Source organism: Enterobacter sp. Taxon_2, assembly GCF_058355295.1.
This window is the reverse complement of record NZ_CM178024.1, coordinates 3,808,514-3,830,106: the sequence shown is the minus strand read 5'-3', so window position 1 is coordinate 3,830,106 and position 21,593 is coordinate 3,808,514. Positions and strand designations below refer to the sequence as shown.

The 21,593-nt window shown below is 60.0% G+C and carries 22 protein-coding genes; 11 read left to right on the top strand and 11 right to left on the bottom strand.

From position 1 onward, the window contains the following. Positions 1–16: 16 nt before the first annotated feature. From eitC to hypA, 9 genes are all read right to left on the bottom strand, one after another. Positions 17–778 carry a siderophore ABC transporter ATP-binding protein EitC gene (gene eitC, locus AC4IC4_RS18130; protein ID WP_491471647.1) on the bottom strand — a complete coding sequence of 254 codons (762 nt, stop codon included), beginning with the start codon at positions 776–778 and terminating at the stop codon, positions 17–19. Next, positions 778–1,815 carry a FecCD family ABC transporter permease gene (locus AC4IC4_RS18125; protein ID WP_491471646.1) on the bottom strand — a complete coding sequence of 346 codons (1,038 nt, stop codon included), beginning with the start codon at positions 1,813–1,815 and terminating at the stop codon, positions 778–780. Before AC4IC4_RS18125 ends, eitC begins: the two co-directional genes overlap by 1 nt. Continuing rightward, the gene (gene eitA, locus AC4IC4_RS18120) at positions 1,815–2,813 is read right to left on the bottom strand and encodes a siderophore ABC transporter substrate-binding protein EitA (protein WP_032648061.1); all 999 of its coding nucleotides are present in this window, start codon (positions 2,811–2,813) and stop codon (positions 1,815–1,817) included. Before eitA ends, AC4IC4_RS18125 begins: the two co-directional genes overlap by 1 nt. Before the next feature lie 152 nt (positions 2,814–2,965). Next, positions 2,966–5,038 carry a formate hydrogenlyase transcriptional activator FlhA gene (gene flhA / locus AC4IC4_RS18115; protein WP_491471645.1) on the bottom strand — a complete coding sequence of 691 codons (2,073 nt, stop codon included), beginning with the start codon at positions 5,036–5,038 and terminating at the stop codon, positions 2,966–2,968. Positions 5,039–5,095: 57 nt separating this feature from the next. Continuing rightward, positions 5,096–6,106 (bottom strand): hydrogenase expression/formation protein HypE, encoded by a 1,011-nt coding sequence (gene hypE, locus AC4IC4_RS18110; RefSeq protein ID WP_491471644.1) that lies wholly within the window; start codon positions 6,104–6,106, stop codon positions 5,096–5,098. Continuing rightward, positions 6,103–7,224 carry a hydrogenase formation protein HypD gene (hypD, locus tag AC4IC4_RS18105; RefSeq protein WP_491471643.1) on the bottom strand — a complete coding sequence of 374 codons (1,122 nt, stop codon included), beginning with the start codon at positions 7,222–7,224 and terminating at the stop codon, positions 6,103–6,105. The genes hypE and hypD overlap by 4 nt, the downstream gene beginning before the upstream one ends. A 2-nt stretch (positions 7,225–7,226) precedes the next feature. Continuing rightward, the gene (locus tag AC4IC4_RS18100) at positions 7,227–7,499 is read right to left on the bottom strand and encodes a HypC/HybG/HupF family hydrogenase formation chaperone (RefSeq protein WP_491471642.1); all 273 of its coding nucleotides are present in this window, start codon (positions 7,497–7,499) and stop codon (positions 7,227–7,229) included. Beyond that, a complete protein-coding gene (gene hypB / locus AC4IC4_RS18095) occupies positions 7,490–8,353 on the bottom strand; it encodes a hydrogenase nickel incorporation protein HypB (protein ID WP_491471641.1) in 864 nt (287 codons plus the stop codon). The genes AC4IC4_RS18100 and hypB overlap by 10 nt, the downstream gene beginning before the upstream one ends. Before the next feature lie 3 nt (positions 8,354–8,356). Next, positions 8,357–8,707: a hydrogenase maturation nickel metallochaperone HypA gene (gene hypA, locus AC4IC4_RS18090; protein WP_047059961.1), complete on the bottom strand. Its 351-nt coding sequence runs from the start codon at positions 8,705–8,707 to the stop codon at positions 8,357–8,359. 211 nt (positions 8,708–8,918) lie between these two features. Between hypA and hycA the strand changes: the two genes are divergently transcribed. The 9 genes from hycA (at position 8,919) to hycI (ending at position 16,697) form a co-directional block, all read left to right on the top strand. Beyond that, entirely contained in the window at positions 8,919–9,383 is a 465-nt protein-coding gene (hycA, locus tag AC4IC4_RS18085; protein WP_032648183.1) for a formate hydrogenlyase regulator HycA, read from the top strand. Between the two features lie 70 nt (positions 9,384–9,453). Next, positions 9,454–10,062, top strand: coding sequence for a 4Fe-4S dicluster domain-containing protein (locus tag AC4IC4_RS18080; RefSeq protein WP_023308971.1), 609 nt, complete (start codon positions 9,454–9,456; stop codon positions 10,060–10,062). Beyond that, on the top strand, positions 10,059–11,873 hold the full coding sequence (gene hycC / locus AC4IC4_RS18075) for a formate hydrogenlyase subunit 3 (protein WP_491471640.1): 1,815 nt from the start codon (positions 10,059–10,061) through the stop codon (positions 11,871–11,873). The genes AC4IC4_RS18080 and hycC overlap by 4 nt, the downstream gene beginning before the upstream one ends. Position 11,874: 1 nt before the next feature. Continuing rightward, entirely contained in the window at positions 11,875–12,798 is a 924-nt protein-coding gene (locus tag AC4IC4_RS18070) for a respiratory chain complex I subunit 1 family protein (RefSeq protein ID WP_491471639.1), read from the top strand. 15 nt (positions 12,799–12,813) lie between these two features. Continuing rightward, entirely contained in the window at positions 12,814–14,523 is a 1,710-nt protein-coding gene (gene hycE, locus AC4IC4_RS18065) for a formate hydrogenlyase subunit HycE (protein ID WP_048993005.1), read from the top strand. Positions 14,524–14,532: 9 nt separating this feature from the next. Beyond that, positions 14,533–15,075, top strand: a complete 543-nt coding sequence (locus AC4IC4_RS18060; RefSeq protein WP_048993003.1) for a formate hydrogenlyase complex iron-sulfur subunit — start codon at positions 14,533–14,535, stop codon at positions 15,073–15,075. Continuing rightward, positions 15,075–15,842 (top strand): formate hydrogenlyase subunit HycG, encoded by a 768-nt coding sequence (hycG, locus tag AC4IC4_RS18055; protein ID WP_032648040.1) that lies wholly within the window; start codon positions 15,075–15,077, stop codon positions 15,840–15,842. Before AC4IC4_RS18060 ends, hycG begins: the two co-directional genes overlap by 1 nt. Continuing rightward, entirely contained in the window at positions 15,839–16,249 is a 411-nt protein-coding gene (locus tag AC4IC4_RS18050; RefSeq protein ID WP_048993001.1) for a formate hydrogenlyase maturation HycH family protein, read from the top strand. The genes hycG and AC4IC4_RS18050 overlap by 4 nt, the downstream gene beginning before the upstream one ends. Next, entirely contained in the window at positions 16,242–16,697 is a 456-nt protein-coding gene (gene hycI / locus AC4IC4_RS18045) for a hydrogenase maturation peptidase HycI (protein ID WP_491471638.1), read from the top strand. Before AC4IC4_RS18050 ends, hycI begins: the two co-directional genes overlap by 8 nt. An 88-nt stretch (positions 16,698–16,785) precedes the next feature. On the opposite strand, the gene AC4IC4_RS18040 is transcribed toward hycI, so the two are convergent. Together AC4IC4_RS18040 and ascF are read right to left on the bottom strand one after the other, a co-directional pair. Continuing rightward, a complete protein-coding gene (locus AC4IC4_RS18040) occupies positions 16,786–18,210 on the bottom strand; it encodes a 6-phospho-beta-glucosidase (RefSeq protein ID WP_032648036.1) in 1,425 nt (474 codons plus the stop codon). Between the two features lie 18 nt (positions 18,211–18,228). After that, the gene (gene ascF / locus AC4IC4_RS18035; RefSeq protein ID WP_061714559.1) at positions 18,229–19,680 is read right to left on the bottom strand and encodes a PTS cellobiose/arbutin/salicin transporter subunit IIBC; all 1,452 of its coding nucleotides are present in this window, start codon (positions 19,678–19,680) and stop codon (positions 18,229–18,231) included. 214 nt (positions 19,681–19,894) lie between these two features. Between ascF and AC4IC4_RS18030 the strand changes: the two genes are divergently transcribed. Both AC4IC4_RS18030 and hydN read left to right on the top strand, forming a co-directional pair. Continuing rightward, positions 19,895–20,908 carry a LacI family DNA-binding transcriptional regulator gene (locus tag AC4IC4_RS18030; RefSeq protein WP_032648032.1) on the top strand — a complete coding sequence of 338 codons (1,014 nt, stop codon included), beginning with the start codon at positions 19,895–19,897 and terminating at the stop codon, positions 20,906–20,908. Between the two features lie 134 nt (positions 20,909–21,042). Next, positions 21,043–21,588: an electron transport protein HydN gene (hydN, locus tag AC4IC4_RS18025; RefSeq protein WP_029739520.1), complete on the top strand. Its 546-nt coding sequence runs from the start codon at positions 21,043–21,045 to the stop codon at positions 21,586–21,588. Positions 21,589–21,593 lie beyond the last annotated feature (5 nt).

Below are 21,593 nucleotides of genomic sequence, written 5' to 3'. Positions count from 1 at the left end.
CGTTGTTCACTCGCCCCTAAACGATAAAGTGGATGTGCTTTTTGCCATGGAACGGCGAGATCTCGATTTTGGTTTTAACCCGGAAGACATCCCAGAGCAACGACTCGGATAAGATGTCCTGCGGTGTCCCCGTCGCCACAATTTGTCCTTTCTGCATCACAATCAGCGTGTCGCAGAACATCGAGGCATGGTTGAGATCGTGGATAGCGACTATGCTGGTGACCGGTAATTCGCTGATCAACTGCATCAGCTGCATCTGATGATGAATGTCCAGGTGGTTGGTCGGTTCATCCAGCAGGATTTCCGTCGGGGTCTGGGCCAGCGCGCGGGCAATGTGGACGCGCTGGCGCTCGCCGCCGGAGAGGCTCAGCCAGCCCTGGTCACTTTTATCCAGCATATCCACGCGCTGCAGAGCGGCGGTGACGGTCTCGTCATCGTGGCTGCTCCAGTTGGAAAAGGCGGAGTGGTGTGGAATACGCCCAAGTTTCACCACGTCGCGCACGCGCATATTGGCATCTGTCATGCCGTGCTGCTCCACGAAGGCGACCCGGCGGGCAAGCTGCTTTTTGGCGATGCGGGAGATGTCCTGCCCGTCCAGGGTAACGCAGCCAGCGTCCGGGCGACGCAGCCCCGAGAGGATCCGTAAAAGAGACGATTTCCCGCAGCCGTTAGGGCCAAGCAGACCTACCGTTTCGCCCCGTGACACCTTCAGCGAGACGTCATTAACGATGACCTTTTTGCCGACCTTCCAGGTAATATTTTCCGCGCAGATGCTCATCACTTATTCCTTGAACGGTAGATAATCACGGCAAAGAAGGGGACGCCCACCAGCGCGGTGACCACCCCGACGGGCAGGCTTTGCGGCGCAATCAGCATGCGCGAGGCAATGTCTGCCAGCACCATCAGGATCGCCCCTGCCAGCGCGCTGGCAATCAGCAGCGTGCGGTGCAGCGGCCCGAACAGGAAGCGCATCACGTGCGGCACCACCAGCCCGACAAAGCCGATTGACCCCGCCATGCTGACGATGGTCGCGGTAATCAGCGCGGTAGTGGTAAAGAGCGTCAGGCGCACCCACGGGACGGCAATACCTAAAGAGGCGGCGGCGTCATCACCGAACGTGAAGGCATCCAGCGCCCGGGAATAGTAGAGGCAAATGGCTAATCCAATCAGCACCACGACCAGCGCCAGCTGGAATTCAGGCCAGCGTACGCCGCTGAAGCTGCCCAGCAGCCAGAACATCACGTCGCGCGCCTGCTGGGCGCTGGCGGAGGTGCTGATGGTGTAGGCGGTAATGGCGTTGAAAAGCTGCGAGGCGGCGACCCCTGCCAGAATGGTCCGTTCATTCCCGCCGCGCGCGCCGTTCGTCAGAAACGCGACAAACGCAAACGCGGCGAACGCCCCGGCAAAGGCACCGGCGGAGAGAGACACCGCACCGGTGCCGATCCCTAATACGACGACAGAAACCGCCCCGGTCGACGCGCCCGCGGACACGCCGAGCACGTAGGGTTCCGCCAGCGCGTTCTTCAGCAGGCTCTGCAATACGGCACCGCAGATGGCCAGCCCCGCGCCGCAGCAGGCCGCCACCAGCGCGCGGCTCAGGCGAAAGTCCCAGATGACGCTCTCATAGATGCGAGTGAGCGGAACCTCGGTAAGCCCCATTTTATTACTGATGGCGTAAAACACGTTATCCAGCGGGATGGACAGCTCGCCTACGCTGACGCTCAGGGCGATCACCAGAAATAACAGTACCAGGGCGAGCAAAGCCGAGGTCGTCAGAACCAGGCTCTGCCGGGCCTGAAGAACGGCGGATGTCATCAGTTCAGCCCCAGTTTTCTGAGCTGTTCGCCGACCTGCTCAGCCCCGTAAATCGTGCGGATCGTCGGGTTCATGGCCTGACCGTCCATCACCACGATATGGCCTTTTTTCACGGCGTCCAGCTGGCTGACCGCCGGATCGCTCTTCAGGAATTTGATTTTCTCTTGTGCGTTATCCAGCGCCCAGCGGTTGCGGTCCAGGCTGGACACCACGATGACATCCGGATTGGCGGCAATAATGCTTTCCCAACCCACGGTCGGCCATTCGGTCTCGGAGGTGATGGCGTTATGCCCGCCCAGCACGTCAGCGATGAACCCTGAGGCGCTGTTTTTACCGCCGACGTAGGCGTCCGCAGAAGGGGATGAGCTGGAGAACCAGAAGACAAACGAGAGGTCTTTTTTATTCTTGCTGAATTCCTTACGCAGGTCGGCCTCGCGTTTTTTGAAATCCGCAATGACGGCCTGGCCGCGATCTTCAACGTTGAAAATTTTAGCGAAATCCTCAATCTCTTTATAGAGATAGGTCATATCCCACAGCTTCTGGCGGCTGCCGTACATATCGCCGGCGGCCTTTTTGGTCGCGCACATGCCCGGTGATAAATAGCTGTTCACGCCGACAGTGGCCAGATCTTCACGCTTTGCGACCTTACTCTCCGGCCCAAGCAGCAGAGGAAGCTGGGCAGGAACAAAATCAGGGTTTTGCGAAAGGATGGATTCCAGCGTCGGGATTTCTACCGTCAGGGTTTTGATTTTTGCGTTCTGTTCCGCCAGTTGCGGCAACACTTTAGTAGGCCAGAAGGCGCTGGCCTTCACCTTATCTTCCAGGCCCAGCAGGAGCAAAATTTCGACGGTGTTCTGTCCCAGGGCCACGACGCGTTCCGGCGCTTTGGTGAACGTCTCTTTATAGCCACAGTTTTCAATGGTCAGAGGATATGTGGTTGCCAGAGCAGAACTGACCGACGCAACCGCCAGGCCTAACGCGCAGATGACCTTTTTCATGAAACGCTACCCTTGATTAATATTATTATTGATGCAAATGAAACTCATTATTAAGGCGGAATTTTATACAGAGGAAACGATTTTGTGTCAATGAGGGACAATTGCGCGGGGTAACGAAAGGCGGTGCCAGAAAACACCGCCAGAGTAGGGGGTTAAGCCAGGCTCTCTTTCTCAATCCCGAGTCGCTTCATGCGCGACAGCAGGGTGGTGCGTTTTAACCCCAGGCGCTGGGCGGCACCTTTTGGCCCGGCGACCACGCCGTTGGTCTCTTTGAGTACGCGCATAATGAGCTGATATTCATCCTCTCCCTCTTTCGCTGTCTCGGCGGCGGGCACGGTCACGTCAGGCAGCGTCACTTCAGGCAGGGAGAGCTGCAGCACATTGCCGCGCGTCAGCAGTACCGCACGCTCGATGACGTTTTCCAGCTCGCGCACGTTGCCGGGCCACTCCATCGATGAAAGGGTACGTAACGTCTCGGCAGGAATGCTGTCGATATTTCGTCCCATCCGGCGCGCGATCTTGGCGGTAAACGCTTTGACCAGCAGGGGGATATCTTCCGGGCGCTCGCGCAGCGGCGGCAGGAAGATCGGGAACACGTTCAGGCGATAGTAAAGGTCGCTGCGAAACTCGCGGTCGGCGACCATTTTTTTCAGATCGCGGTTGGTGGCGGCAATCAGCCGCACGTCGGTCTGGATAAGCTTGTTGCTTCCCAGGCGCTCAAACTCCTGCTCCTGCAACACGCGCAGCAGTTTCGGCTGTAGCTCCAGCGGCATATCGCCCACTTCGTCGAGGAACAGCGAGCTTTTGTCCGCCAGCTCAAAACGGCCCAGCCGCTGGCTGCTTGCCCCGGTGAATGCACCGCGCTCGTGGCCGAACAGATCGCTTTCCAGCAGCCCTGCGGGCATCGCGGCGCAGTTCATCTTCACCATCCGTCGGCTGTTGCGGTTGCTCAGGTTGTGAATAGCGCGGGCAATCAGCTCTTTACCCGTACCGGTTTCGCCCAGGATCAGCACCGTGCTGTCGCTTTGCGCCACCATCTCGACCTGCTTGAGCACGCTGTACATGGCGTCGCTGCGCCCGATGATTTCACCAAACTCGCTGTCCACGTTGTTGAGCTGTTCGGTCAGGGCCAGGTTCTCATCCACCAGACGCTCTTTCAGACGATGAATTTCCTGATAGGCGAGGGCGTTATCCAGGGCGATGGAAATACGTTCGGCGATCTGACGCAGCAGCTTCAGGTTGGCGGTGGTGAACACGCCTTCCTCACACTGCGCCAGCTTAAGCACGCCCAGCATGGTGTTGCCGGACATCAGCGGCAGCAGGCACAGGGTCTGAATTTTGTTGCCCCAGGTGTTAAACAGCATCCGCTCGTACGGCGCGACAGGATCCTGCTCGTTCAGGTTGAGCAGGAGGATCTCTTTGCTTTTGAAGACTCGTTCAGAAAGGGTCCCCGCTTCATCCACTTCGCTCTGCTCGTGTGCCGGGTTGGCTTCATCAAGGTAATGCGTGGAGTAGATGTTCAGCTTGCCCTTGCGATGGCCGCGAAGCGCGATACTGATAGCATCGATTTTGAAATAGTGGTGGATCTCTTTCGAGACTTCGCTCACCAGTTCATCCATGTCGAGCCGTGACAGCACGGCGTTAGTGATGGCGACCAGAATGCGGAAGTTGTCGCGTTCGCGGCTCAGCAGGTCGTAATCCACATTATTGGTGACGCGGCTTTGGATCTGCTCAGCGACGACGGCCACAATCTGGGTAAAGGTGTGCAGGCGTTCGTATTCCGCCTCGCTCCAGGGCTGGCCGGTGGTGCGGATAAACTCGCAGCCGCCAAAAATCTGACCCTCTGCCGCCAGCGGCAACATGCAGTAATGCCCGAAAGGCTGATAGAGGTTACTCTCCGCGAGCCGCGGCCACGCCTGGCGGAACTCCTCAAAGTTGCAGTGCAGCACTTCAGGTCGGGAGAGAATGCGGCGCACCGGGCCATGCGCGAGATACGTTTCGTCTTCATATTCGAACGTTTTGCCATTGTCACGCGTTGAGTAGTAGCTCGCGCGGTGCGTTCCGCTATGCCACAGTACAATCGCGGCGCTGTCGGCCAGCGCCGACTGCCTGACCAGCCGTGTCAGGGCATCGCTCAGCGCGCCGAGATCGGGCTGCTGTAAAAGTGTGCGCGTGATGTCAAACAGGCCCTGCTGTCCAAGATCGCTCATCGGTGTATACGGCATAGTGCTTTCCAGTAAAAACGAGCAAAAAAATCCATGCTGACCGCTTTTGGCGCGGTTCTAGCAAATACGGGGTAAAGGTTCCGCGTGCGGCAGATCCAGCGTGCGCTTCACGCCATAAAGCCCGGTCAGGCGCACCCCTTTGCGCTCAACCACTTCACCAATCATTGCCGCCTCTTTTCCTGACGGATGAGCCCGCAGCTGTTCAAGAACGGCTTCCGCTGCCGCGCGTTCAACGCCAATCACCAGTTTGCCTTCGTTTGCGAAGTTAAGCGGGTCCAGCCCCAACAGTTCGCAGAGCCCACGAACGGCGGGCTTAACGGGCAGGCTGCGCTCGGTGAGTTCAATCCCATACCCGCAGCTTGCTGCAAATTCGTGGACCACGGCATTCACGCCGCCTCGCGTGGCGTCCCGCAGGGCTTTGACGCCGGGTACGGCACGCAGCGTCTGAATCAGCGGAGTGAGCACCGCGCAGTCGCTGCGCAGTTCCCCGTCCAGCCCCAGCCCTTCACGCAGGTTCAGGATGGTCGCCCCGTGACAGCCCAGCGTTCCGGTCACGATCAGCACGTCGCCCACGCTAAGCTGCTGCGCGCCCCAGTGAATATCGGCGGGGATCGCCCCCACGCCGGCGGTGTTGATAAACAGCTTGTCGGCCGCGCCGCGCTGCACCACTTTGGTATCGCCTGTAACGATAGCTATCCCCGCCTCGCGCGCGGTCTGCGCCATGCTGTTAACCACTGCCGCGAGCGTCTCCATCGGCAAGCCCTCTTCGAGGATAAACCCGCAGGAGAGGTAGCGCGGAACGGCGCCGCTGACGGCAACATCGTTGGCCGTGCCGCAGACGGCGAGCTTGCCGATATCGCCACCCGGGAAGAACAGCGGGTCAATGACGTAGCTGTCGGTGGAGAAGGCCAGCCTGTCGCCCTGGGCGGTGAGGGTGGCGAGGTCAATGCGCGCCTGGTCTTCCTGTTCGGCGAGCCAGGGGTTGTTAAAGGCCGACATAAATAGCCGGTTAATCAGCTGCTGCATCGCCTGTCCGCCGCTACCGTGCGCCATTTCAACCGTATTCATGCTTCACTCTCCTGGTTGCGATACTGATACCACGCGGCACACGCCCCTTCGGAGGAGACCATCAGCGCGCCAAACGCCGTTTGCGGGTTGCAGGTATTGCCAAATAACGGGCACTGATGCGGTTTGCATTTGCCGGTGAGCACCTCGCCGCAGCGGGCCCGGGGATCGTCGCAAACCTGCTGCGGCTGCGGGCGGAAATGCGCTTCGGCGTCGAATGTGCGATAGGCTGACGTCAGGCGCACGCCGGATTCGGCAATCAGCCCCAGACCACGCCATTCGCTGTCGCCCTCAACGCTAAACACGTCGGCTATCGCCTGCTGTGCCCGTTCATTTCCCGCATCCGGCACCACGCGCCGGTACTGGTTTTCCACTGCACTCAGGGCCGCTATTTTCTGCTCAACCAGCATTGTGACACCTTGCAGTAGATCAAGTGGTTCGAAACCAGCGACCACTAACGGACGATTGTACTGTTCAGCGATAAAACCGTAGGCGTCTGTGCCAATCACCATGCTGACATGCCCCGGTGCCAGAAAGGCGTCAATGCCGTTTCCCGGCTCTTCCAGCAGGCTGCGCAGGGTGGGGATAAGCGTAATGTGCTGGCAGAAGAAGAAAAAGTTATCGACGTCGCGCGCTTTTGCCTGCTGCAGCGTGATGGCGGTGGCGGGCATGGTGGTTTCAAACCCCAGGCCAAAGAACACCACCTTACGCGCGGGATTATTCTCTGCCAGCGTCAGGGCATCCATCGGCGAATAGACGATCCGCACGTCCGCACCGCGCGCTTTTGCCTGCAGCAGCGAGCCGTTTTTCCCCGGCACGCGCATCGCGTCGCCAAAGGTGCAGAAAATGACGTCGGGCTGGCTGGCAATTTCAATACAGCTGTCGATGCGCCCCATCGGCAGAACGCAGACCGGGCAGCCGGGGCCGTGGATAAACTCGATATTCTCCGGCAGCAGCTGGTCGAGGCCAAATTTGAAGATGGCGTGCGTGTGCCCGCCGCACACCTCCATGATCCGCAGCGGTCTTTCTTTCGTGTAGTCCAGCCGCGCTGCTCGCGTTTTCAGGTAGCCGATAAGCTGCAGCACCTGCTCCGGCGCGCGGTATTCATCAACGTAACGCATGATTACCGCTCCTCGCCGTACAGCAGCGCGCCCACGTCAGGCTCCACGTCGAACATATTTTGCAGGGCGTTGAGCGTGTCGTGGGCTTCCGCTTCGTTAATTACGCTCATGGCGAACCCCACGTGCACCAGCACCCACTGGCCGAGACGCGATGCGCCCGTTTCATCTGTGTTGCCCACCAGCGTCAGGTCGACATCGCGCAGGATGCCGCAGACCTCGACTTTGGCCTGATTACCGTCGATGGCGTGAATTTGCCCAGGTACGCCTATGCACATCGCTCGTTCTCCAGCCACTGTAGCCAACTGTCCATGCCGTCACCGCGCGTGGCGGAGACCAGCAGGATCTCAATCTCCGGATTCACTTCACGGGCATACGCCAGGCACTTATCCACGTCGAAATTCAGGTACGGCAGCAGGTCGACTTTGTTCAGCAGCATGACGGACGCGGCGGCAAACATATGCGGGTACTTCAGCGGTTTGTCTTCGCCTTCGGTCACCGAAAGCACCGCCACCTTGTGCCGTTCGCCCAGGTCGAAGCTCGCCGGGCAGACCAGGTTGCCGACGTTTTCAATAAACAGAATGCCGTCATCCGCCAGCGGCAGACGCGGGGCGGCGTCGGCAATCATCTGCGCATCCAGGTGGCAGCCTTTTCCGGTATTAACCTGGATTGCCGGGGTGCCGGTTTCGCGAATACGCGCCGCGTCGTTAACGGTTTGCTGGTCGCCTTCAATCACCGCGCAGGAGACGCGCCCGTTCAGGCGCTTGAGCGTTTCCGTTAACAGCGTGGTTTTGCCGGACCCGGGGCTGGAGACCAGATTCAGCACCAGCTGTTTGCGGGTGGCAAAGCGGGCGCGGTTGCGGGCGGCGATCTGATTATTTTTGTCCAGCACGTTGATTTCCACCTCCAGCATCTGGCGCTGGCTGATGCCCGGCGCGTGGGTGCCCGCCTCCCCGTGGCCGTAGTGCAGATCGCCCACAGCGGAGCGTTGCGGGGCGAAGGTGATACCGGTCAGTGCCGCAGAAGGTCGTGGGGCAGGAGAAAAGGGCGCGGAGCGAAACGCGGAATGGGGGCGATGTTCATCCCCTTCTATATACAGGTTGCCTTCGGCGCAACCGCAGGTACTACACATACTTTACTCCTTCTCGATTTCGAGACGTTGGATCTGCATGCCGTCATCCGCCACGATGCGAAGACCGGTGCTCTGACACTGCGGACAGCGCTGAACCTTTGATGACAGCAGGGTGACGTACTGCTGACACTGCTCGCACCAGCACTCCGCCTGCTGCTCTTCAATATGCAGTTCGCAGCCTTCCGCCAGCGTGCCGCGGCACACTAGCTCAAAGCAGAAATGCAGGGCGCTTGGCTCGACGCAGGAAAACGCCCCGACCTTCAGCCAGACGCCGGTAACGCGTTTCGCGTGGTTTTGCACTGCCTGCTGTTCGATAAGTTCCAGAGCCCGCTGGCAGAGGGTGATTTCGTGCATGACGCCTCCTCAGTGAATTGCGCCATTGAATGCAATAACGGTGCCAGCTTGATTTTTGTTAAGGCGTGACGATGTCAACGCTGTCGAAATGACACGTCGACACCGCGGCGTTGACAGCGGTTTTGTAATTAAATCCATTAAAAATCATATAGATAAAAACTGGCATGGAATCTGCTTAACAGCCGCTATCTCCATTAAACGGATACCTTCTATGACTATTTGGGAAATCAGCGAAAAAGCGGATTACATCGCGCAGCGTCATCAGCAGCTGCAGGACCAGTGGCACCTTTACTGCAACTCGCTGGTTCAGGGCATTACCCTCTCGAAAGCGCGTCTTCACCACGCGATGAGCTGCGCGGCACAGGGGGATATGCGCTTTGTCCTGTTCGGCCATTTCACGATCAACGTGACCCTGGCAGATAACTTCAACAGCCACACCATTGAGTACCACCTCGAGACAAAAGACGGCGAAAAACAGTGTATTGCGAAGGCGCAGCTGATGGCCGACGGCATGGTGGACGGCCACGTCAGCAACCGCGATCGCCAGCAGGTGCTGGAGCACTATCTGGAAAAAATCGCGCCGGTCTATAACGGCCTGTACGCCGCCGTTGAACGCGATCTCCCGGTCAACCTGAAGCAGCTGATGGACGGAAATGCCTCAGCGAACGTGGCCTGACCCTTGCGTGTCGAGAAGTGTCGACAAGACAGTTTTTCGTCAAAAATGACTATCACCAGAGGATGACCCGGTGAACCGTTTTGTAATTGCCGACTCGACGGTCTGTATTGGCTGTCGAACCTGTGAGGCGGCGTGTTCGGAAACGCATCGCCTGCATGGGCTGCAGTCCATGCCGCGCCTGCACGTCATGCGTAATGAAAAAGAGTCTGCCCCGCAGCTCTGCCATCACTGTGAAGATGCTCCCTGCGCGGGTGTCTGCCCAGTGAATGCCATCACCCGTGTTGATGGCGCTGTCCAGCTGAACGAAAGCCTGTGCGTAAGCTGCAAGCTGTGCGGCATCGCCTGCCCGTTTGGCGCGATTGAATTTTCCGGCAGCCGTCCGCTGCACATTCCGGCGAACGCTAACTCGCCAAAAGCCCCGCCTGCGCCACCGGCTCCGGCACGCGTAAGCACGCTGCTGGACTGGGTGCCCGGCATCCGCGCCGTGGCGGTGAAGTGCGACCTGTGCAGCTTCGATGAGCAGGGTCCGGCCTGCGTGCGCACCTGCCCGACTAAGGCATTGATTCTGGTTAACATCCGCGACATCGCCCGTACCAGCAAGCGTAAACGCGAGCTGACCATCAACAGTGATTTTGGCGACCTTTCTCTGCTACAGGCGCTTAACGAGGGGGCGAAATGAACGCGGCAATGATGATTACCAGCGCGGTAGCCTGTTTTACTGCCGCCGCTGTTCTGGCGCTTATCTTCTCATTCCATAAAACCCTGAGCGGCGCGATCGCCGGGATTGGCGGGGCGGTAGCTAGCCTGATGATGCTGGCGGCAGGCGGCGTTGTCCTGCTCGGCGGCCAGTCCGCAGAAACCGTGATGCCGCTGATTCGGCACACCGTTGAGATCACGCCCCTGAACGCCATCTGGCTGGTGACGTTTGGTCTGTGCGGGCTGTTTATCAGCCTGTTCAATATCGACTGGCACCGCCACCCGCACGCTAAAGCTAACGGCCTGCTGGTCAATCTGGTGATGGCGACGGCGGTCTGTACCGTTATCGCCAGCAACCTCGGCGCGCTGGTGGTGATGGCGGAAATCATGGCGCTGTGCGGCGTGTTCCTGACGGGCTGCAGCGCCTCCGGGAAATTATGGTTTGCGCTGGGACGCCTTGGGACGCTGCTGCTGGCGCTGGCCTGCTGGCTGGTGTGGCAACGCTTTGGCACGCTGGATTTCTCTGCGCTCAACGGGCATCCGCTGGGGAATGACGTCTGGCTGCTGGGCGTTATCGGCTTTGGCCTGCTCGCTGGCATCATCCCGCTGCACGGCTGGGTGCCGCAGGCGCATGCGAATGCCTCCGCGCCCGCCGCCGCGCTGTTTTCGGTGGTGGTGATGAAAGTGGGTCTGTTCGGAATTTTGGCGATTACGCTGACCGGCGGACAACCGCCGCTGTGGTGGGGCGTTGTGCTGCTGATCGCCGGAATGATTACCGCGTTCGTCGGCGGCCTGTACGCGCTGATGGAGCACAATATCCAGCGTCTTCTGGCGTACCACACGCTTGAAAATATCGGCATCATCCTGCTCGGTATTGGCGCGGGCGTAACCGGGCTGGCGCTCAATCATCCGGCGCTAATCGCGGCCGGTTTTATCGGCGGTCTTTATCACCTCGTTAACCACAGCCTGTTTAAAAGCACCCTGTTCCTCGGCGCGGGAAGCGTCTGGTTTCGCACCGGCCATCGCGACATTGAAAAGCTGGGCGGGATTGGCAAAAAGATGCCGGTAATTTCACTGGCGATGCTGGTCGGGCTGATGGCGATGGCCGCGCTGCCGCCGCTGAACGGCTTTGCCGGGGAGTGGGTGATCTATCAGTCCTTCTTCGCGCTCGGTCAGAGCGATCTCTTTATCGCGCGTTTGCTCGGCCCGCTGCTGGCGGTCGGGCTGGCAATTACCGGGGCGCTGGCGGTGATGTGCATGGCGAAAGTCTACGGCGTGACCTTCCTCGGCGCGCCGCGCACCCGCGAAGCTGAAAATGCCTGCTGCGCACCGTTGATGATGGGGGTGAGCGTAGTCGCGCTGGCGCTGTGCTGCATCGCGGGCGGCGTCGCCGCACCGTGGCTGTTGCCGCTGCTGGGCAACGCCATTCCGCTGCCGCTGACCGTGGCGAATACCACCGTCTCTCAGCCTATGATCGCGCTGCTGCTGATTGGCGCACCGCTGCTGCCGCTCGTCCTGATGCTGTTCTTCAAACGCGACAGGCTCACCTCCCGCGCGCGCGGTGCGGCGTGGGCCTGCGGCTACGAACACGAACAGTCGATGGTTATCACCGCCCACGGTTTCGCCATGCCGGTGAAGGAGAACTTTGCCGTCGTGCTGAAGCTGCGCCACTGGTTGAATCCGGTGGCCTGGGTACCCGGCTGGCAGAGCGCCGCCGCGCCCGCGCTGTTCCGCCGTCTGGCGGTCATCGAGCTGGCGGTGCTGGTGGTCATTGTGATTTCACGAGGAGCCTGACATGAGTCTGTTACTGGCAATTCTTCAGGCGCTGGTGCTGTTCGCCGTGGCGCCGCTGCTTTCCGGGGTGAGCCGTGTGGTGCGCGCCAGGATGCACAACCGTCGCGGGCCTGGGGTGCTGCAGGAGTACCGCGATCTCTTCAAACTGCTTTCTCGTCAGAGCGTGGCGCCGGATGCCGCAGGCTGGGCCTTCCGCCTGACGCCGTTCGTGATGGTGGGCGTCATGCTGACCATCGCCACCGCGCTGCCGGTGGTGACGGTGGGATCGCCGCTACCTGCGCTCGGGGATCTGATTACGCTTATCTACCTCTTTGCCATCGCCCGTTTCTTCTTTGCGATTGCGGGCCTCGACACCGGGAGCCCGTTTACCGGCATCGGTGCCAGCCGCGAGGCGATGCTCGGCGTGCTGGTTGAGCCGATCCTGCTGCTGGGGCTGTGGGTTGCCGCGCAGGTGGCGGGTTCCACCCACATCAGCTTTATCACCCACACCGTTTACCACTGGCCAGTGGCGCGCTCAATCCCGCTGGCGCTGGCGCTGTGCGCCTGCGCGTTCGCCACCTTCATTGAGATGGGCAAACTGCCGTTCGATCTGGCGGAAGCCGAGCAGGAGCTGCAGGAAGGGCCGCTTACCGAGTACAGCGGCTACGGCTTCGCGGTGCTGAAGTGGGGCATCAGCCTTAAACAGCTGGTGGTGCTGCAGATGTTTGTCGGCGTCTTCTTCCCGTGGGGGCAGATGACGCACTTCTCCGCGGGCGGTCTGCTGCTGGCCGTCGTGGTTGCCGTCCTCAAGCTGCTGGTCGGCGTGCTGGTGATTGCCCTGTTTGAAAACAGTATGGCGCGCCTGCGTTTTGTCGAAACGTCACGCATCACCTGGGCCGGTTTTGGTTTTGCATTTTTAGCGTTCGTCTCCTTGCTGGTGGCGTGATTAAAGAGAGTATTTATGTCTGAAGAAAAGAAAGGTCAGCAGTATCTCGCCGCATTGCATCAGGCTTTCCCCGGCGTGGTGCTGGAGGAGTCCTGGCAAACCAAAGACCAGGTAACCGTCACCGTAAAGGTGAATTATCTGCCGGAAGTGGTGGAGTTTCTCTACTACCGGCAGGGCGGCTGGCTGTCGGTACTGTTTGGCAACGACGAGCGCCAGCTTTGCGGCAGCTACGCCGTGTACTACGTGATGTCGATGGAGCAGGGCGAAAAATGCTGGCTCACCGTGCGCGTCGAGGTCGACCCGAATAAGCCGGAATACCCGTCCGTCACGCCGCGCGTGCCTGCTGCCGTCTGGGGCGAGCGTGAAGTGCGCGACATGTACGGCCTGGTGCCGGTCGGCCTGCCGGACGAGCGCCGCCTGGTGCTGCCGGACGACTGGCCGGACGAGCTCTATCCGCTGCGCAAAGACAGCATGGACTACCGCCAGCGTCCGGCGCCGACAACCGACAGCGAAACCTACGAATTCATCAACGAACTGGGCAGCAAGAAGAACAACGTGGTGCCGATCGGCCCGCTGCATGTCACCTCTGACGAGCCGGGCCACTTCCGCCTGTTCGTCGACGGCGAAAACATCATCGACGCCGACTACCGCCTGTTCTATGTTCACCGCGGCATGGAAAAGCTGGCGGAAACCCGCATGGGCTACAACGAAGTGACGTTCCTCTCTGACCGCGTGTGCGGCATCTGCGGCTTTGCCCACAGCACCGCCTACACCACCTCGGTGGAGAACGGTATGGGGATCGTGGTGCCGGAGCGCGCGCAGATGATCCGCGCCATTCTGCTGGAGGTGGAGCGCCTGCACTCGCACCTGCTGAACCTCGGCCTGGCCTGCCACTTTGTCGGCTTTGATTCCGGGTTTATGCAGTTCTTCCGTGTGCGCGAAGCGTCGATGAAGATGGCGGAGATCCTCACCGGGGCGCGTAAAACCTACGGCCTGAACCTGATCGGCGGGATCCGCCGCGACCTGCTGAAGGACGACATGATCCAGACCCGTCAGCTGGCGCAGCAGATGCGCCGCGACGTGCAGGAGCTGGTGGACATGCTGCTCAGCACGCCAAACATCGAGCAGCGCACCGTCGGCATTGGCCGCCTTGACCCGGAAATTGCCCGCGACTTCAGCAACGTCGGCCCGATGGTGCGCGCCAGCGGCCACGCCCGCGATACCCGCGCCGATCACCCGTTCGTCGGCTACGGCCTGCTGCCGATGACCGTGCACAGCGAGCAGGGCTGCGACGTCATCTCGCGGCTCAAGGTGCGCATCAACGAGGTGTTCACCGCCCTGAACATGATCGACTTTGGTCTGGACAACCTGCCGGGCGGCCCGCTGATGGTGGAGGGCTTCACCTACATCCCGAACCGCTTTGCTCTCGGCTTTGCCGAAGCGCCGCGCGGGGACGATATCCACTGGAGCATGACCGGTGACAACCAGAAGCTCTACCGCTGGCGCTGTCGTGCGGCGACCTACGCCAACTGGCCAACCCTGCGCTACATGCTGCGCGGTAACACCGTCTCTGACGCGCCGCTGATCATCGGCAGCCTCGACCCGTGCTACTCCTGCACCGACCGCATGACCGTCGTGGACGTGCGCAAGAAGAAAAGCCAGGTGGTGCCGTACAAAGAGCTTGAGCGCTACAGCATCGAGCGTAAAAACTCGCCGCTGAAATAAGGACTCGCCATGTTTACCTTTATCAAAAAAGTGATCAAAACGGGCACGCAGACCAGCAGCTATCCGCTGGAGCCGATGCCGGTGGATAAAAACTTTCGCGGCAAGCCGGAGCACAATCCGCAGCAGTGCATCGGCTGCGCGGCCTGCGTCAACGCCTGCCCGTCGAACGCTTTAACGGTGGAAACGGATCTCAAAACCGGCGAGCTGGCCTGGCAGTTCAACCTTGGGCGCTGCATCTTCTGCGGCCGCTGCGAAGAGGTCTGCCCGACGGTCGCCATTCGCCTGTCGCAGGAGTACGAGCTGGCGGTGTGGAAGAAAGAAGACTTCCTGCAGCAGTCGCGCTTTGACCTGTGCAACTGCCGCGTCTGCAAACGCCCGTTCGCCGTGCAAAAAGAGATCGACTACGCCATCGCACTGCTGCAGCACAACGGCGACGCCCGTGCGGAGCATCACCGCGAAAGCTTTGAAACCTGCCCGGCGTGCAAGCGTCAGAAGTGCCTGCTGCCGTCCGACCGTATTGATATCACCCGCCATATGAGAGAGGCCAGCTGATGGAAAACCTACTGGGCCCGCGCGACGCTAACGGCATTCCGGTGCCGATGACGGTGGACGAATCCATCGCCAGCATGAAGGCGTCGCTGCTGAAAAAAATCAAACGCTCGGCCTACGTCTACCGCGTGGACTGCGGGGGCTGCAACGGCTGCGAGATTGAGATCTTCGCTACGCTGTCGCCGCTGTTTGACGCGGAGCGCTTCGGCATCAAAGTGGTGCCGTCCCCGCGTCATGCGGACATCCTGCTGTTCACCGGGGCCGTCACCCGCGCAATGCGCTCGCCCGCGCTGCGCGCCTGGCAGTCCGCCCCTGATCCGAAAATCTGCATCTCGTACGGCGCCTGCGGCAACAGCGGCGGCATCTTCCATGACCTCTACTGCGTCTGGGGCGGCACCGACAAAATCGTGCCGGTGGACGTCTACATTCCGGGCTGCCCGCCGACGCCTGCCGCCACGCTGTACGGCTTTGCCATGGCGCTTGGCCTGCTGGAGCAAAAAATCCACGCGCGCGAGCCGGGCGAGTTGGACAACCAGCCAGCGGCCATTCTGCACCCGGATATGGTGCAGCCGCTGCGGGTGAAGGTGGATCGCACGGCGCGAAGGCTGGCGGGCTACCGCTACGGCCGTCAGATTGCCGACGACTATCTGCGCCTGCTGAGCCAGGGCGAGCATCAGGTCGCACGCTGGCTGGAGGCGGAAAACGATCCGCGCCTCAATGAGATCGTGGCGAACCTGAACAGCATCGTCGAAGAGGCGCGTATCCGATGAGTGAAACGGTGGTGTTCAGCCAGCTGAGCCGTAAGTTTATTGATGAGAACGATGCCACGCCGGATGCGGCGCAGCAGGTGGTCTATTACAGCCTGGCGATTGGGCATCACCTCGGGGTGATCGACTGCCTGGAGGCGGCGCTGAGCTGTCCGTGGTCCGAATATCTGGCGTGGATCGCCACGCTGGAGGAGGGCAGTACGGCGCGTCGCAAGATGGAAGGCGTGCCGAAGTACGGCGAGATCGTGATCGATGCGAACCACATTGCGATGCTCGCCAACGCCTTTGACGCGGCGCTCGGCAGGCAAACCCCCGGGCAGCAGGCGTGGAGCAAAACGCTGCTCGGCATGCTGCACGATATTCATCAGGAGAGCGCCATCTACCTGATGGTGAGGAGATTACGTGACTGACGTTTTACTGTGTGTCGGCAACAGCATGATGGGTGACGACGGCGCGGGCCCGCTGCTGGCAGAGATGTGCGCCGCAAACCCGCAGGGCAACTGGGTGGTGATTGACGGCGGCAGCGCGCCGGAAAACGACGTGGTCGCCATTCGCGAACTGCGCCCGGACAGGCTGTTAATCGTCGATGCCACCGATATGGGGCTCAACCCCGGCGAGATCCGCCTGATTGACCCGGACGACATCGCCGAGATGTTTATGATGACTACCCACAATATGCCGCTGAACTACCTGGTCGATCAGATTAAAGACGACGTGGGCGAGGTGCTGTTTTTGGGCATTCAGCCGGACATTGTCGGGTTTTATTACCCGATGACGCCGCCGGTGAAAGCGGCGGTGGAGGTGGTGTATTCGCGGCTTGCGGGATGGGTTGGGGACGGGGATTTCTCCCGGCTCTGAGCAGTGCCGGGTGGCGGCTTCGCCTTACCCGGCCTACCAAACCCATCTCCCTCTCCCTGTGGGAGAGGGCTGGGGTGAGGGCAACAGGCTATTCGAGATCCGCCCCGTTACTCGCAATCACCTTCTTATACCACCAGAACGATTTCTTGCGTTTGCGCTCCAGCGTGCCGTTTCCGGCGTCATCGCGGTCAACGTAGACAAACCCGTAGCGCTTGCTCATCTCGCCGGTTGAGGCCGAGACAAGGTCGATGCAGCCCCAGGTGGTGTAGCCCATCAGCGGCACGCCGTCCTCAATCGCGTCGCCCATCGCGCGGATATGCTCGCGCAGATAGCTGATGCGGTAGTCGTCGTTAATCTCGCCGTTTTCATCAACGACATCTTTCGCTCCCAGGCCGTTTTCCACCAGGAACAGCGGCTTCTGGTAGCGGTCGTACATCATGTTCATGGTGATGCGCAGGCCGAGCGGGTCGATGCCCCAGCCCCATTCGCTCACCTGAATGTGCGGGTTGCGCAGAGATTTGACGATGTTCGCCGCATTGGTATTGTTCGCGTTCATATCCGCCGAGGCGCAGCGCGAGGCGTAATAGCTGAACGAGACAAAGTCGACGGTGTTTTTCAGAAGTAGATCATCACCCGGGTCTTTCACAATCACCACGCCTTTCTCGCGGAACACGCGGGCAGAATAGGCCGGATAGCTGCCCCGCGCCTGCACGTCGATAAAGAACAGGTTCTCGCGATCTTTCTCCAGCGCCATCCACACGTCTTCCGGCTTGCAGGAGTACGGATAGAAATTTCCGCCCGCCAGCATGCAGCCGACCTGGTTTTCCGGGTTCACCTCGTGAGCAATTTTAGTCGCCAGCGCGCTCGCCACCAGCTCGTGGTGCGCGGCCTGGTACTTCACCTGATCTTCGTTTTCACCTTCCTCAAACACCAGCCCCGCCCCGGAGAACGGGCTGTGCAGCATGATGTTGATTTCGTTGAAGGTCAGCCAGTATTTCACCAGCCCGTTAAATTCCTCAAAGCAGGTGCGGGCATAGCGGGCAAAGAAATCGACCATCTTACGGTTGCGCCACGAGCCGTACTCCGTCACCAGGTGCATCGGCACGTCGAAGTGGCAGAGCGTTACCAGCGGCTCGATGTTGTACTTTTTGCACTCTTCGAATACCGCGCGGTAGAAGGCAATACCCTCTTTGTTCGGCAGCGGCTCGTCGCCGTTCGGATAGAGGCGGCTCCAGGCAATCGAGGTGCGGAACACCGTAAAGCCCATCTCCGCCATCAGGGCGATGTCCTCTTTATAGCGATGGTAAAAATCAATCGCCTCGTGGCTTGGGTAGAACTCGTCGTCACGCAGCGAGAAACGCTTTTCCTTACCCAGCTTCACCGCCAGGCGATTCGCGCCGTGAGGGATCATATCGACCGTCGTCAGCCCTTTGCCGCCCTCACGGTAAGCGCCTTCACTCTGGTTGGCGGCAAGCGCGCCGCCCCATAAAAATCCTTGTGGAAACACAGACATTCTTACCTCGCTTTCAATTTATGCTTTTGCTGCGTTGTTCTGTACCGGTGCGGTCTGCAGGGCGCGCGCTTTTTCGGCGTCGTCTTCGACCGGAATATCCTCAAAGCCCAGTATCAGGGTCAGAACAAACGACAGCACCACTGCCAGACCCATTACGCCAAACACCCAGACGATGGTCATCGGGTTCGCCGGGTCGAAGAACTGTACGCTGGTAAACAGCCCCGGTGCCGCCATCGAGTGGCTGGCGAGACCGGCCATGCCCGCCACCGCGCCGCAGATAAAGCCGCTGATCAGGCTCGCGATCAGCGGACGTTTCAGACGCACCGCCACGCCGTACAGGGCCGGTTCAGAGATCCCCGCCATAATAGCGGAGGCCGCCGCCGCCAGTGCCGTCTGGCGCAACTCCGGGTTTTTGGTTTTCCACGCCACCGCCAGTGACGAGCCGCCGAGCGACAGGTTAGCGCCGATTTCCGACGGCATGACCATCCCTTCTTTGCCCGTTTCGGCAATGGTCTGAATGATGGTTGGCGTAAACACGCGGTGCATCCCGGTCATGACCAGCAGCGGCCACAGCGCGCCCATGATGGCCACGGAGAGCCAGCCCAGATAGCCGTGAATGGTGTAAACCAGCGCGGAGATGGCGCTACCGATCCAGATCCCCAGCGGCCCAATCAGCACGATGGCGAGCGGGGCGGCAATCAGCACGATCAGCATCGGCTTGAGGAAGTTTTTGGTTACCGCCGGGGTGATGCGATCCACCCAGCGCTCGATGTATGACAGGCACCAGGTCATCACCAGCGCGGGGATGACAGTGTAGGTGTATTTCACCGCCGTCACCGGGATAAAGGCGAACTCGACGTGCTCGCCCTGCGCGGCTTTCGCCATCAGCTCGATAAAGCTCGGGTGCACCAGCACGCCCGCAATGGCGATGGCCAGCGACATGTTGGTTTTGAACTTCACCGCCGCCGAGGCCGCCACCATCAGCGGCAGGAAGAAGAACGCGCCGTCGCCGATGACGGTCAGAATAGTGAGCGTCGGCGCGCCTTTGGGCAGCACGCCGGTCATCTCAAGGATCATCGCCAGCAGCTTGACCATTGAGCCGCCGATGATCGCCGGGATCAGCGGGGACATGGTGCCGATCAGCGCGTCGAGGATCCCGGCGCCAATGCGGCGCAGGGTCAGCTTTTGCGGGCCTTCCGGTACGGCAGGCTGCAGGCTGGTTGGCAGCAGGCTCACCACTTCTCGATACGCCTGTGAAACGGTATTGCCAATAATCACCTGGCACTGGTTGTCGGTGCGCACCACGCCGAGCACGCCGCTGATGCTTTTCAGGCGCGCGGTGTCGGTAAGGCTTTCGTCTTTCAGAACGAAACGAAGTCGCGTCATGCAGTGGGTGACGGCGACGATATTCTCTTTGCCACCCAGCGCGCTGACAACGTCGTTCGCCAGCGCAGCGTAATTTTTGGCCATCGGATGTGATCCTGTTATCGTTGTATGAAATGTAGGAAACCGGTTCCACATAATCATCATGAGTTTCTTTGGATGAAACAAGATCGCTTTTTGACCATTTTTTTATTTCGTGACGCCGATCACCAGCAGGAACCCAAAGCGTGATTTCACCGCTGCGACAATTTTTCTGCAGTGCAGTACACTGCGCTCCATCAGATGCAGACGGAATAACAACATGACCACGATGCTTGAAGTGGCGAAGCGGGCAGGCGTTTCGAAAGCCACGGTGTCCCGGGTGCTGTCGGGCAATGGCTATGTCAGCCAGGAGACCAAAGACAGGGTTTTTCAGGCCATTGAAGAGAGCGGCTATCGCCCAAATTTGCTGGCGCGCAACCTGGCGACCAAACGTACCCAGACGCTGGGCCTGGTGGTGACGAACACCCTTTATCACGGCGTCTACTTTAGCGAGTTGCTGTTTCACGCCGCGCGCATGACGGAAGAGAAAGGGCGGCAGCTGATCCTCGCGGACGGCAAGCACAGCGCGGATGAAGAGCGCGAGGCGATCCAGTATTTGCTCGATATGCGCTGCGACGCGGTGATCATCTATCCGCGTTTTCTGAGCGTGGAAGAGATGGATGAGATCGTCGAGAAGTGCGAGCAGCCCATTATGGTACTCAACCGCCGCCTGCGGAAAAACAGCAGCCACAGCGTGTGGTCCGATCATAAAGCCTCCAGCCAGGACGCGGTGTCACAGCTGATTGCGAAAGGGCATCGGGAGATCGCCTTTATCACCGGCTCGCTGGATTCTCCCACCGGGGTTGAGCGTCTCTCCGGCTATAAGGACGCGCTGGCGCAGCACGGTATTCCGCTGCGCGAGGGGCTGATTGCGCAGGGGAAGTGGAACCCCGCCAGCGGCGCGGCGGCGGTGTCCGAACTGCTTGCTCGCGGTGAACGCTTTACGGCGCTGGTGGCGAGTAATGACGACATGGCAATTGGCGCCATGAAGCAGCTGCACGACAGCGGCGTAGCCGCACCGGACGCGGTGTCGGTGATCGGTTTTGACGACGTGGCCATCGCGCCTTACATTGTGCCGTCGCTTTCCAGCGTACGCATCCCGGTAACGGAGATGATCAAAGAGACCATCAGCCGCCTGATCTTCATGCTCGACGGCGGCGAGTTTAAATATCAGCAAATTTTCTCCGGCGAGCTTGTCCTGCGCGACTCGGTTATTGACGGCCCGCACCGCTGATGTCGACAGCTGTCATCGTCATAAGTGACGATGACAGCACCGCTTTTATTTTTAAAACCAAATAAAATCAATAATTTAATTATTGGCACGGTTTATGAATATCTCCGGGCATAACTGTAATGCTGGAGAAGCAGATGAACCGTTTTATTATGGCCGATGCCAGTAAGTGTATTGGTTGCCGTACCTGTGAAGTGGCGTGCGTGGTTTCCCATCAGGCGGAGCAGGACTGCGCGTCGCTTACCCCTGACACGTTTTTGCCGCGCATCCACGTCATCAAAGGCGTGAATATTTCCACCGCCGCTATCTGTCGCCAGTGCGAAGACGCACCGTGCGCCAACGTCTGCCCGAACGGGGCGATTAAACGCGAGAAGGGCTTTGTGCACGTGATGCAGGAGCGCTGCATTGGCTGCAAAACCTGCGTGGTCGCCTGCCCGTACGGCGCGATGGAGGTGGTGGTCCGTCCGGTGGTACGCAACAGCGGTATGGGACTGAGCGTGCGCGCGGACAAAGCCGAAGCCAACAAATGTGACCTGTGCTACCACCGCGACGCCGGCCCGGCCTGTATGGAAGCCTGCCCGACGCACGCGCTGGTCTGCGTGGATCGCGACAAGCTTGAGCAGATGAGCGCCGAAAAGCGCCGTCGCGCGGCGTTCGACACCTCGTCATCGCTGCTGTTCTGAACCGT